12 protein-coding genes are annotated in these 12606 nt (G+C 64.3%); 8 read left to right on the top strand and 4 right to left on the bottom strand.

What is annotated here, in order from left to right:
• Positions 1–55: 55 nt before the first annotated feature.
• Positions 56–1414, bottom strand: coding sequence for an aromatic ring-hydroxylating dioxygenase subunit alpha (locus tag IC762_RS32525; protein ID WP_195786164.1), 1359 nt, complete (start codon positions 1412–1414; stop codon positions 56–58).
• A gap of 111 nt (positions 1415–1525) precedes the next feature.
• On the opposite strand from IC762_RS32525, the gene IC762_RS32520 reads away from it, so the two are divergent.
• Positions 1526–2311 carry an IclR family transcriptional regulator domain-containing protein gene (locus tag IC762_RS32520; RefSeq protein ID WP_195786163.1) on the top strand — a complete coding sequence of 262 codons (786 nt, stop codon included), beginning with the start codon at positions 1526–1528 and terminating at the stop codon, positions 2309–2311.
• A gap of 54 nt (positions 2312–2365) precedes the next feature.
• Here IC762_RS32520 and IC762_RS32515 read toward each other — a convergent pair whose 3' ends face one another.
• A complete protein-coding gene (locus tag IC762_RS32515; protein WP_195786162.1) occupies positions 2366–2989 on the bottom strand; it encodes a hypothetical protein in 624 nt (207 codons plus the stop codon).
• 157 nt (positions 2990–3146) lie between these two features.
• Positions 3147–4055 (bottom strand): helix-turn-helix transcriptional regulator, encoded by a 909-nt coding sequence (locus IC762_RS32510; protein ID WP_195786161.1) that lies wholly within the window; start codon positions 4053–4055, stop codon positions 3147–3149.
• A 143-nt stretch (positions 4056–4198) separates the two neighbouring features.
• Between IC762_RS32510 and IC762_RS32505 the strand changes: the two genes are divergently transcribed.
• From IC762_RS32505 to boxB, 4 genes are all read left to right on the top strand, one after another.
• Positions 4199–5731 carry a benzoate-CoA ligase family protein gene (locus IC762_RS32505; RefSeq protein ID WP_195786160.1) on the top strand — a complete coding sequence of 511 codons (1533 nt, stop codon included), beginning with the start codon at positions 4199–4201 and terminating at the stop codon, positions 5729–5731.
• A gap of 151 nt (positions 5732–5882) precedes the next feature.
• Positions 5883–6692 carry an alpha/beta fold hydrolase gene (locus IC762_RS32500; RefSeq protein ID WP_195786159.1) on the top strand — a complete coding sequence of 270 codons (810 nt, stop codon included), beginning with the start codon at positions 5883–5885 and terminating at the stop codon, positions 6690–6692.
• A 172-nt stretch (positions 6693–6864) separates the two neighbouring features.
• Positions 6865–8553, top strand: coding sequence for a 2,3-epoxybenzoyl-CoA dihydrolase (gene boxC / locus IC762_RS32495; RefSeq protein WP_195786158.1), 1689 nt, complete (start codon positions 6865–6867; stop codon positions 8551–8553).
• Positions 8554–8681: 128 nt separating this feature from the next.
• A complete protein-coding gene (gene boxB / locus IC762_RS32490; RefSeq protein WP_195786157.1) occupies positions 8682–10133 on the top strand; it encodes a benzoyl-CoA 2,3-epoxidase subunit BoxB in 1452 nt (483 codons plus the stop codon).
• 190 nt (positions 10134–10323) lie between these two features.
• Here the strand turns inward: boxB and IC762_RS32485 are convergent, their stop codons facing one another.
• Positions 10324–11124 (bottom strand): SDR family NAD(P)-dependent oxidoreductase, encoded by an 801-nt coding sequence (locus IC762_RS32485; protein WP_195786156.1) that lies wholly within the window; start codon positions 11122–11124, stop codon positions 10324–10326.
• 233 nt (positions 11125–11357) lie between these two features.
• On the opposite strand from IC762_RS32485, the gene IC762_RS32480 reads away from it, so the two are divergent.
• The 3 genes from IC762_RS32480 to IC762_RS32470 are packed head-to-tail and all read left to right on the top strand — an operon-like array spanning position 11358 to position 12524.
• On the top strand, positions 11358–11573 hold the full coding sequence (locus IC762_RS32480) for a hypothetical protein (RefSeq protein WP_195786155.1): 216 nt from the start codon (positions 11358–11360) through the stop codon (positions 11571–11573).
• Positions 11560–11751, top strand: a complete 192-nt coding sequence (locus IC762_RS32475) for a hypothetical protein (RefSeq protein WP_195786154.1) — start codon at positions 11560–11562, stop codon at positions 11749–11751. The genes IC762_RS32480 and IC762_RS32475 overlap by 14 nt, the downstream gene beginning before the upstream one ends.
• A gap of 44 nt (positions 11752–11795) precedes the next feature.
• Positions 11796–12524, top strand: coding sequence for a sulfite exporter TauE/SafE family protein (locus IC762_RS32470; protein ID WP_195786153.1), 729 nt, complete (start codon positions 11796–11798; stop codon positions 12522–12524).
• Positions 12525–12606: the final 82 nt, after the last annotated feature.

Here is a 12606-nt window from a genome sequence, read left to right as displayed (position 1 = left end):
CTCCCCGCAGGCGGGGCGAGGTGAAGAGTGCGGTGCTGCGCCATCGAAGCCAACATCACTCAGCCGCCGTCAAACGATGCACATTGTCGGCGATCTCGCGCGGCACGGGCGCCGCCCAGGGCGCGCCGCGGCGGCGCTTGACGTCGACCTCCATCCAGTAGAGCTCCCAGCCCTGGGTCGGGCCGATGCCGTCCATCGTCGCCGGGCCCTGGATGCTGCGCGCCGAGGCCGCATCGAGGACCAGGATCGGCGTTTCGCCGCCCGCGACCTTCTCGATCTCCTGCCGCAGCAGGCGGCGATACTGCACGATCGCCTTGTCGCTCTGGCCGAGATGCTCGTTGGTGCGATCCTGGATCGCGCCCATCGATTCCACCGCCCACTGGTCGTGCACGTTGATGTCGGCGCCCATGCCGGTATAGGTCGCGGTCGCCTGCTCGTGCGGGTCGAAGCCGTAGTCGTTCGACCGGTTCTTGCGCGAGGTGTAGTCCGGCAGCTCATAGAGCTCGAGCCGCTGCTCGCGCATCTTCTGCTTGTCGACCGGCGCGGTGAAGCTGGTGAAGATCGCATACCAGTAGCAGTTCTCGTCATCGACCGGCACGTGCCACTGCGTGATCGTCATCTCGGTCGACATCGGCAGCACGAAGCCGTGCGGGAAGACCTGGTTGGTCACCCGCACATGGGTGCGCTCGTCGTCGATCTGGCGCAGCGTGATCAGGCGCAGCCCGTATTCGGTGTGCTCGACATTGATGATGGGCCGATCGAACTCGCGCATGATCCTGGTCATCGGCATGTCGGTGCCTTCGGAGGCGCCGCGGAACTGCTTGCCGTAGCCGGTCGACGTATCCTCGTCCTCGAAGAAGCGATGCAGGAAGGAGGCGTGCGACGGGTCGATGCCGACCTCGAGCGCCTGCAGCCAGTTGCAGCCCCAATGTCCCTTGAACGCAAAGGTGTGGCTGTCGGGCGCGACGAAACAATCGAGCTCGGGAAACGACGGCGGCTCGCCTTCGCCGAGCCAGGCCCAGAGGATGCCGCTCTTCTCGACCACCGGATAGGCGCGCTGCTTGATGCCCTTGCAGAGCTGCGATCCGACCGGCTCGGCCGGCGTCTCGATGCACTGGCCGCTGGCGTCGAACAGCCAGCCGTGGAAGGCGCAGCGCAGCCCGCCATGCTCCAGCCGGCCGAAGGCGAGGTCGGCGCCGCGATGCGCGCAGTGGCGATCGATCAGCCCGTAGCAGCCGTCCTTGTCGCGGAACAGCACCAGGTTCTCGCCGAGCAGTTTGACCGGGCGCACCGGGCGCTCGCCCTGCAATTCGTCCACCAGCGCCGCCGGCTGCCAGTACTTCCGCATCAGCTTGCCGCAGGGGTCCTTGCGGCCGACACGGGTGATCAGATCGTTCGCTTCCTGGCTCATCATGGCGGCGTCTCCTGATTTGGATTTGTTCGCCTATTGAACGAATGTCCGAATTATGCCATATCTCGATCGGACAGCAAGCCGAATTTTTGAACCGTTCAAAGCCGGACCTCGATGCCAAAGCTCAAGCGCGACGATCAGGACGAGCGCGCCACCGATTTCGTCGAGAGCCTCGATCGCGGCCTGCGGCTGCTGCAAGTGTTCGGCACCGTCTCAGGACCGGCGACGCTGAGCGACCTGGCGCGCGCCGCCGACCTGCCGCGCGCCACGGCGCGCCGCATCCTGTTCACGCTCGCGCATGGCGGCTTCGTCGCCACCGACGGCAAGCTATTCACGCTGACGCCGCACGTGCTGACATTGGCCGGCGCGTTCCTGCAATCCAACCAGGTGGTGACGGTGCTGCAGCCGGTGCTCGACCGCATCGCCACCGCGGCGCAGGAGATCGCCTCGCTCGCGCTGCTCGACGGCGACGATGTCGTGTTCGTGGCGCGGTCCAGCCCGACCCGGGTGTTCTCCGCTGGCCTCGATATCGGTTACCGCCTGCCGGCGTTCTGCACCTCCGTCGGTCGCGCCATGCTCGGCCGTCTCGACGATGCCGAGCTCGCGACGCGGCTGAAGGCGACGCGCCGCGAAGCGGTGACGCCGCAGACCGTGACCGATCCGAAGAAGCTGCTCGCCACCGTCATCGCCGATCGCGCGCAGGGCTACTCGCTGGTCGATCGCGAAGCCGAACCGCACTTCCGCTCGATCTCGGTCCCGGTGCGCCGCTACGACGGCACCATCGTCGCCGCCATCAACATGGGCGCCCATGTCGATCGTGTGCCCAAGCAGGAGCTGATCGACCGCTTCCTGCCGCTGCTCCGTGAGGGGGCGGAGGACGTGAAGAGCAGGTTGTTGTGAGGGTTGGTGATTTGAGCGTGAAAGTCCGGAGAGCCGGCCAATCACGCATGCAAATTATCGTGAGGGTTGCGTTGAAGTTTCAAGCAGCCGAATTTGCTGCTGAGCCGCAGTGTAGCCACCGATGCTACCGGCGATGGCGACGAGCGCTGCGGTGACGAGAAGCAATCGCGTACGTGATTTGCCGCGAGTTCCAAGATCCATGTGCAGCAAACTAAATAGCGTGGGCGCGGCCTGAAACATCAGGGTCGTGAAGTAGCGATGAAGAGTGATGCCGTGCTGATAAGGTGTCCAATCGGGCCCGGCATTGATGCCGAGCTCGTAGGAAGGCGTCAGGTAGTCGCGGCAATACCAGGAGAGAATTGCCGTCAGCGGCAAAACTGGCAGCACGGCGAATCGTGCTCGATCACCGAAGATTCGACCGAGCGCCTCGATCGTGAAAGCCTGGAAAAACTGCGGCACGGTCAACACGAGCAGCGTACCTAGGGCGGCAATGAGTGCCATAAGCAGCGGCACGATTACGACCGTAGTGCCCAGGTCTCTTGACGGCCGGTAGGGGTTGCCGTGGGCGAGATCGAAGAACAACAGGCTCGAAATCATGAAGATGACCACTAGCAGTGCGACGAAGCAAGAAATCCACGCGAGACTCTGCGCATAAGAAATGAACGGGCTGATCTTCATCACACGCACCGGGTTAAGTCGGAGCTGGTACTTTATCGGGGCAGTCGCGCGAGGTATCGCGCAAACATCCGCAAAGTTTAGCCGAAAGCGGCACATAGGGCCGTAAATGCCCGCATTTGATCCGACTTTAAAGATCGGGATTGGTGAGGCGGCGGTATTAAAGCGCCACGCTGCGCAGGCCGAAGCTGCGCGCCTCGTTCTGTAGCACCGGCCGCACCGAATCGATCAGCCGCGCCGCCGCCGCATCGACCGACAGCCCCGCGGTGTCGACCACCGCCGACGCCCGCGCGTACAGTGGCTCGCGGCTGACCAGGATGTTGCGCAGTTCCGCCATCGCCGAGCGGTCGTCGGCCATCGGGCGCAGATCACCTTGACGACGCACGCGGGCCATGTGCTCTTCGGGCTCGGCCTTCAGCCAGATCGTATAGAACGACGACAGGATCAGATCGAAGGTCAGCGGCTCCGAGACGATGCCGCCGCCGGTCGCCAGCACCATCAATTCCTTCCGCGCCAGCAATTGCGTCAACGCGGCCTGCTCCATGCGGCGAAAGCCTTCCTGGCCGTAGAGCGCGATGATCTCGGCGACGGAGAGCCCGTTCTGCGCCTCGATCTCCTTGTTGAGCTCGACAAAACTCCAGCCGATCTTCTTTGCCAGCATGCGGCCGAGCGTGGTCTTGCCGGCGCCGCGCAAGCCTATCAGCGCGATGCCGGAGAACGAGGCGCGGCGCGGCGCCAACGGGCTGCTGCCGGCGAGGATGTCCTTGGCCTGCGCGATCTGGCTCGGCGAGGCCTTGCGCAGCAGGTCGCGGATGACGGCCCAGTCGGGCGCAGGCTCGGCGGACGGAATGAGATCTTCGAGATGCGCGGCCATCGCGCCTGCGACACGGCGCAGCAGCACGATCGAGACATTCCCTTTGCCGCTTTCGAGCTGGGCGATGTAGCGTTCGGAGATGCCGGAGACTTTTGCCAGCACCTTGCGCGACATGCCGCGGAGCGCGCGCGTCGTGCGCACACGCTGGCCAAGCTGTTCGAGGAAGGCAGTTTCCGGATCGGGGTCTGCGGTCATGATCCCTGTGCGAGGCGGCAGTTTTCGGAAACATAATGCCGAAGAGCATTGACAGCAAGCCAACGTAGTGGCTTTGTATGAATTATAATTCTTAAATTCACAGGAGAGGGAAGCGTGGCGCGTCTGGGTCCGAGGAGCGGAGCATGACTTATAACGCAGTCTCCTGGCTGCTCGACCGCAATGTCGATGAAGGCCGCGGCGACAAGATCGTGTTCGACGACACGGTGTCCCAACTCACCTATGGCGGGTTGCAGCGGCAGACCCGGCGGGTCGGCAACATGCTGCGCCGGCTCGGCGTCCGCCGCGAAGAGCGCGTCGCCATGATCATGCTGGATACGGTCGATTTCCCGACCGTGTTCCTGGGGGCGATCCGCGCCGGCGTGGTGCCGGTGCCGCTCAACACGCTGCTGACCGCGGAGCAATACGCCTACATCCTCGGCGATTGCCGGGCGCGCGTGCTGTTCATCTCCGAGGCGCTGCTGCCGGTGGTGAAGGACGTCGTCACGCGCATGCCCGACCTCGAGCATGTGATCGTCTCCGGCAAGGAGGCGCACGGCCACAAGAGGCTTTCCGACGAGATCGCGCGCGAAGGTGACGTGTTCGCGACCGCGCCGACCCATGCCGACGAGCCGGCATTCTGGCTCTATTCGTCGGGCTCGACCGGCATGCCGAAGGGCGTGCGCCATCTGCATTCCAATCTCGCCGCGACGGCGGAGACTTATGCCAGGCAGGTGCTTGGGATCCGCGAGGACGATGTCGGGCTGTCGGCGGCAAAGCTGTTCTTCGCTTACGGCCTCGGCAACGCGCTGACCTTCCCGATGTCGGTCGGCGCCACCACGGTGCTCAATTCCGAGCGTCCGACGCCGGCGGTGATGTTCGCGCTGCTGAACAAGTATCATCCCAGCATCTTCTTCGGCGTGCCGACCCTGTTCGCGGCGATGCTGAACGACGAGGCGATGAAGGCGCAAAGCGGCGGCGATCGGCTGCGGGTCTGCACCTCGGCCGGCGAGGCGCTGCCGGAATCGGTCGGTAACGCCTGGCGCGCGCGGTTCGGCGTCGACATCCTCGACGGCGTCGGCTCGACCGAACTGCTGCACATCTTCCTGTCGAATGCGCCTGGCGACATCAAGTACGGCTGCTCCGGCCGCCCGGTGCCCGGCTACAAGGTGCGGCTGGTCAACGAATTGGGTGCCGAGGTCGCCGATGGCGAAGTCGGCGAGCTGCTGGTCGATGCGCCATCCGCCGGCGAGAGCTACTGGAACCAGCGCGCCAAGAGCCGCGCCACCTTCGAAGGGCCGTGGACCCGCACCGGCGACAAATACATCCGCGATGCCGAGGGCCGCTACACCTTCTGCGGCCGCGCCGACGACATGTTCAAGGTCTCCGGCATCTGGGTCTCGCCGTTCGAGGTCGAGAGCGCGCTGATCACCCATCCCGCGGTGCTGGAAGCCGCCGTGGTGCCGGAGGCCGATCCGGAAGGGCTGCTGAAGCCGAAAGCGTTCGTGGTGCTGCGGCCGGAGAGCACGGCCGACGGTCTGCATGAGGCGCTGAAGGAGCACGTCAAGCAGAAGATCGGCCCATGGAAGTATCCGCGCTGGATCGATGTGGTGGAGTCCTTGCCGAAGACGGCGACGGGAAAGATCCAGCGATTCAAACTGCGCGATGGCGCGCAATAATGTCTCCACGGGTCGTCCCGGCGAAGGCCGGGACCCATAACCACAGGTCTCAGTTGCTGCGCGAAAGCCGTCGAACAGCATCTCTCAAAACAACGGCCGCGGCGTATGGGTCCCGGCCTTCGCCGGGACGACGAGTGAGGAGGCCCCGCCAATGCAGAACTTGACCTCCAACGGCTTCCTCTCCATCGACGCCGCCGAGCTCGAATACCGCAGGCTCGGTCCATCACCCGACACCGCCCCCACCATCGTGATGCTGCACGAAGGCCTCGGCTCGGTCGGCCTGTGGGGCGACTTCCCCGAAAAACTGCAGGCGGCGACCGGTGCCGGCGTGTTCGTCTATTCACGCGCCGGCTATGGCGCATCGTCGCCGGTGACGCTGCCGCGGCCGGTCGACTACATGCATCGCGAGGCGCTCGATGTGTTGCCGAAACTGCTCGATGCAATCGGCTTCCGCCGCGGCCTACTGGTCGGTCATTCCGACGGCGCCTCGATCGCGGCGATCTATGCCGGCGCGCATCAGGATCATCGCCTGCACGGCATCGCGCTGCTCGCGCCGCATTTCATCGTCGAGGACATTTCGGTAGCCTCGATCGCCGAGATCAAGACGGCGTACGAGACCACCAATCTGAAGGAGAAGCTGGCGCGCTGGCACAAGGACGTCGACAATGCCTTCCATGGCTGGAACGGCGCCTGGCTCGATCCGAAATTCCGCGATTGGGATATCTCCGAATATCTCGCCTATATCCGCGTGCCCGTGCTGATCGTGCAGGGCGCCGATGATCAATACGGCACGATGCGCCAGGTCGAGATCGCGCAAGAAGAGTGCTACTGCCCGGTGGACGTCGTGGCGATCCCGGGTGCCGGCCACTCGCCGCACCGCGAGGCTTCGGCGGTGACCCTGCAGGCGGTCACTGAATTCGCTCTCGCGGCGCTACGCGACGACCGGACGTTGGCGGCCTGAGATTTATTGCCGATGCTAGGCCATTGGCCGAACGGTCGTTTTTCCAAACATGAAACAAAATGCATGTTTTTGCGTTTTGAACTAGACGAGATCGAAAACATGCATTATTGTGCATGTCAGGTCGAACGAAGCGACGTCAACGTACAACAGCAACAACAGTAGAGGGTGGCCCATGGCTGGCGATGATCGGGTCCTTGCGGGCGGGGCGAAGTACATCGATTTCCAGACCGAGCCACAGCGTTATCGGCACTGGAAGCTAGACGTGAAGGGCGACGTCGCGACGCTGACGATGGACGTCGACGAGAACGCCGGCCTGTTCGAGGGCTATCAGCTCAAGCTCAATTCCTACGATCTCGGCGTCGATATCGAGCTGGCCGACGCCGTGCAGCGGCTGCGCTTCGAGCATCCCGAGGTCAAGGTCGTGGTGATGCGCTCGGGCAAGAACCGCGTGTTCTGCGCCGGCGCCAACATCCGCATGCTGGCGGGATCGACCCACGCGCACAAAGTCAATTTCTGCAAGTTCACCAACGAGACCCGCAACGGCCTGGAAGATTCAAGCGAAAATTCCGGCCAGAGCTTCATCTGCGTCGTCAACGGCACCGCGGCCGGCGGCGGCTATGAGCTCGCGCTCGCAACCGACCACATCATGATGGCCGATGACGGTGCCGCTGCCGTCGCGCTGCCCGAGGTTCCGCTGCTCGCCGTGCTGCCGGGCACCGGCGGCCTCACCCGCGTCGTCGACAAGCGCAAGGTACGCCGCGACCACGCCGATTTCTTCTGCACCATCGAGGAAGGCATCAAGGGCAAGCGCGCGGTCCAGTGGCGGCTGGTCGACGAGATCGCGCCGAACTCCAAGCTCGAAGGCAAGCTCGCCGAGCGCATCAAGGAATTTTCCGCCAGGTCGAAGCGTAACGGCGAAGGCAAGGGCATCGCGCTGACCAGGCTCAACCGCACCGTCGACGACAGCGCGATCCGCTACGATTTCGTCAGCGTCGACATCGACCGCAACGCGCGCATCGCAACGATCTCGATCAAGGCGCCGGAAACCGCCGCGCCCGCCGATATCGACGGCATGATCACGCAGGGCGCGTCGTTCTGGCCGCTGCAGGTCGCGCGCGAGCTGGACGACGCGATCCTGCATCTGCGCATCAACGAACTCGGCATCGCGATGCTGGTGTTCAAGAGCCATGGCGACCGCGCCAATGTCGTGTCCTATGACACGTTCCTCGAGGCCAACAAGGCGCACTGGCTGGTCAACGAGGTCAGGCACACCTGGAAGCGCGTGCTCAAGCGCATCGACGTCACCTCGCGCACGCTGGTGACCCTGGTCGAGCCCGGCTCCTGCTTCGTCGGCACCTTGGCCGAGCTCGTGTTCGCCGCCGACCGCTCCTACATGCTGATCGGCCAGAAGCAGGGCGACAACCGCCCGCCGCCGGCGATCGAACTCACCGCGATGAATTTCGGCCCGTACCCCATGAGCCACGGCCTGACCCGGTTGCAGTCGCGCTTCCAGGCCGACCCGTCCGATATCGAGCGCGCGCAGGCCGCGATTGGCAAGGCGCTCGATGCGGAGGAGGCCGAGGAGCTCGGCCTCGTCACCTTCGCGCTCGACGACATCGATTGGGACGACGAGGTCCGCGTGTTCCTGGAGGAACGCACCTCGTTCTCGCCCGACGGCCTCACCGGCATGGAAGCCAATTTGCGCTTCGTCGGTCCCGAGACCATGGAATCGAAGATCTTCTCGCGCCTCACCGCGTGGCAGAACTGGATCTTCCAGCGGCCCAACGCGGTCGGTGAAGACGGTGCGCTGCGCCGCTACGGCACCGGCCAGAAGGCGCAATTCGACATGACGCGAGTGTAGGAATTTTGCTGCGTCATGCCCGGCCTTGTGCCGCGCATCCACGTCTTCCTTCAGTTCAACGAAGCAAGACGTGGATGGCCGGGTCAAGCCCGGCCATGACGAAAGAAATCTGCCCCAAGGAGGCTGCCATGAACATGAACATCATGAACGTCGACTACTCGACCAAGATTCCGAACAACGTGAATCTCGCCGAGGACCGCCAGGTGCTGAAGGCGCTGGAAGGCTGGCACCCCGGTTACATGGACTGGTGGAGCGACATGGGCCCGGAGGGCTTTCAGGAGTCGCTCGTTTACCTGCGCACGGCCTATTCGGTCGATCCGCGCGGCTGGGCCAAGTTCGACTACGTGCGGATGCCCGAATATCGCTGGGGCATTCTGCTTGCGCCGCAGGAAGAGAATCGCGTCATTCCGTTCGGCGAGGATTTCGGCAAGCCGGCCTGGCAGGAAGTCCCCGGCGAGCATCGCGCCATGCTGCGCCGCCTGATCGTGATCCAGGGCGACACCGAACCGGCCTCGGTCGAGCAGCAGCGCCATCTCGGCAAGACCGCGCCCTCGCTCTACGACATGCGCAACCTGTTCCAGGTCAATGTCGAGGAAGGTCGCCATCTCTGGGCGATGGTCTACCTGCTGCAAAAGTATTTCGGCCGCGACGGCCGCGAGGAGGCGGACGATCTGCTGCGCCGCCGCTCCGGCGATGCTGACTCACCGCGCATGCTCGGCGCCTTCAACGAGGCGACGCCGGACTGGCTGTCGTTCTTCATGTTCACCTACTTCACCGACCGCGACGGCAAGATGCAGCTGCACTCGCTGGCGCAGTCGGGCTTCGATCCGCTGTCGCGCACCTGCCGCTTCATGCTGACCGAGGAAGCCCATCACATGTTCGTCGGCGAGACCGGCATCACCCGCGTCGTGCAGCGCACCTGCGACGCGATGCAGGAAGCGGGGATCACCGACCCGACCGATATCGCAAAGGTCCGCGCGCTCGGCGTGATCGACCTGCCGACCATCCAGAAGAAGCTGAACCTGCACTATTCGCTGTCGCTCGACCTGTTCGGCTCCGAAGTCTCGACCAATGCCGCCAATGCCTTCAATGCCGGCGTCAAGGGTCGTTACAAGGAAACCACGATCGAAGACGATCACCAGCTCAAGACCTCGACCTATCCGGTGATGAAGCTGATCGACGGCCAGATCAAGATGGTCGACGAGCCGGCGTTGACCGCGCTCAACATGCGGCTGCGCGACGACTACACGCAGGATTGCGTCAAGGGCATGTTGCGCTGGAACAAGGTGATCTCGACCGCCGGCTATGACTACAAGCTCACGGTGCCGAACACGGTCTTTCACCGCCAGATCGGCGAGTTCAGGGATGTCCACGCGACGCCCGATGGCCTGTTGATCGACGATGCCACCTGGGCCAAGCGCAAGAACGACTGGCTGCCATCGACCGAAGACGGCGACTTCATCGCCTCGCTGATGAAGCCGGTCACCGAGCCCGGCCAGTTCGCCTCCTGGATCTCGGCGCCGAAGGTCGGCATCGACAACAAGCCCGGCGATTTCGAGTACGTGCGGATCGAGACCTGATTCTCTCCTCGCGGAGAGAGCAGAAAGGGGCGAGCCGAAAAGGTCCCTGGCTCGCCCCTTTCTTTTTTCGCATCATGCGCTCTCGCCGTCATCACCCGCGAAAGCGGGTGATCCAGTATTCCAGAGCCGTCGTGCTTAATGCGAAGCGCCGCGGCGTACTGGATCGCCCGGTCGAGCCGGGCGATGACAGCTACCCCGCGATCTCCAGTCCCGCGGTCGCATAGACCACGCCGCCATCGACCGCGATGGTGTTGCCCACCACATAGTCGCCGGCGCGCGAGGCGAGGTAGATCGCCGTCCCCGCCATGTCCTCGTCGCTGCCCACCCGCCGCGACGGGACGCGCTGCGCGACTTCGTCGGCGTGGTCGCGCGCGGCGCGGTTCATGTCGGATTTGAAGGCGCCCGGCGCGATCGCGGTGACGTTGATGTTGTCCTTGATCAGCCGCGTCGCCATCCGCCGCGTCAAATGGATCACCGCGGCCTTGCTGGCGGCGTAGGAATAGGTCTCCATCGGATTGACGAAGATGCCGTCGATCGAGGCGATGTTGATCACCTTGCCCGGCTTTTCGTGCGAAGCGGCGGCGCGCAGCGGCTTGGCCAGCGCCTTGGTCAGGAAGAAGATCGACTTGACGTTGAGGTCCATCACCTTGTCCCAGCCGCTCTCCGGGAATTCGTCGAAATCGGCACCCCACGCGGCGCCGGCATTGTTGACGAGGATGTCGAGCTTCGGCTCGCGCTTGCTGATCTCAGTGGCGAGCTTTTCGCAACCCTCCACCGTCGAGATGTCGATCGGCAGCGCGATGCATTCGCCGTCATAGGCGGCCGAGAGCTCCTGCGCGGTGGCTTCGCAGGGACCTGCCTTGCGTGCGGTGATGTAGACCTTCGCTGCGCCCTGGGCGAGGAAGCCGGCCGCGATCATCTTGCCGATGCCGCGCGAACCGCCGGTCACCAGCGCGACACGGCCTTTGAGTGAGAACAGATCCTTGAACATATTGCCTCCTTGAGAGTGACCAGCGTTCTGGCCGCGTTGGCCGGTCTAGTCAAGGAACCGGCGGCACTGCTGAACGGATGCTCAGACGTCACCCGAACGGGTGAATGGCGATTCTATTGGCGCGATCACACGCGTCGATCAAGAGTTCTTGAGATGTGATGCAGTGCACAAGCGCGCGGCGCGGCTGGGTGCATCATGCGCGCGGGTGGAATTCCAACGCAGGAGTTCCTGACATGAAGCACATCGCATTGCCAGTGACGGGCGCGACGCCGGTCGGCGTCGTTTCATTTGGCGGACGACGGAAGAGTTTGTTCGCGTCGATCATCAGCGCACTTCACCACACGCGCCGGATCCAGGCGCGCCGTGTCCTGAAGCAGCATCAGCATCTGTTCGACCGGGCGGCGCAGCGCCGCGCCGAGCAGGAGGGCCGCAATCATGTCGCTTCTTGAACGGTCGCAGCCGCGCCAATCGACCGTGCGTTTTCCAGAGATCGGGGAAACCGCGTGGCTGGTCGCCATCGCGGTCGGCTTTCTCGTCCTGCACATCCTCGTGGCGACATTGCTGATGCCCGCGGCCGTGGATGATCCCACGATGCCGCGGCAAGAGCCCAAAGCTCTGACCGATTAAGTCCTCACGACCATCATCATTGCAACCAGCCGGAGGCCCACCTGATGGCCGACGTGACGTCTTTCCTTGTGCTCAGTGCCGCCGTGTTCTGTGGCGCCTTCGTCTCCGGCCTGGCCGGCTTCGCCTTCTCGGCGGTCGCGGGCGCCGTCCTGCTGCATGTGATGCCGCCGACCGAGGCGGTGCCGCTGATGATGGCCTGCAGTGTCGGCGTCCAGGGCGCCAATCTCTGGGCGCTCAGGCGCAACATCGCCTGGAGGGCGAGCCTGCCGCTGATCTGCGGCGGCCTGCTTGGCGTCCCGATCGCGCTCTGGCTGTTGTCCAATACCGACAGCCGGACCTTTCGCGAGGGCTTCGGCTTCGCGGTCGCGCTCTACGCCTCCTACATGTTGTTCAGGCCCGCGCTTGCCGGTGCCCAGGACGTCCACCGCGGACGCATCGCGTTGGTCGGATTCGGCGGCGGCCTGATCGGAGGGCTGACCGCGATGCCCGGCGCCTTGCCGACGATCTGGTGCGACCTGCGCGGCGTGCCGAAGCAGCAGCAACGCGGTCTGGTTCAGCCCTTCATCGCCGCCATGCAGCTGTCTGCGCTTGCCTTGATGCTGCTGCGTCACGACCTGCCGGCCAAGGTCGCCTATGATCTCGTGCTCAGCGTGCCGGCGTTGCTCGCAGGCTCCTGGCTCGGCCTGCTCGCCTTTCGCAACATCAACGAGGCCGGCTTCCGGCGCGTGATCCTCGGCCTGCTGCTGGTGTCGGGGATGCTGCTGGCGGTGTGAGGCGGCGCTCCATCCGGGCTACGAATGCGGCCTAAAGCGCGATGAGATTGGGTTGAATCGTCATCGCGCTTTAGCTCTTTGT

The organism is Bradyrhizobium genosp. L (assembly GCF_015624485.1).
Classification (GTDB): domain Bacteria; phylum Pseudomonadota; class Alphaproteobacteria; order Rhizobiales; family Xanthobacteraceae; genus Bradyrhizobium.
Note: the sequence above shows the minus strand (reverse complement) of the source record. Positions and strands in the feature narration are given on the sequence as shown.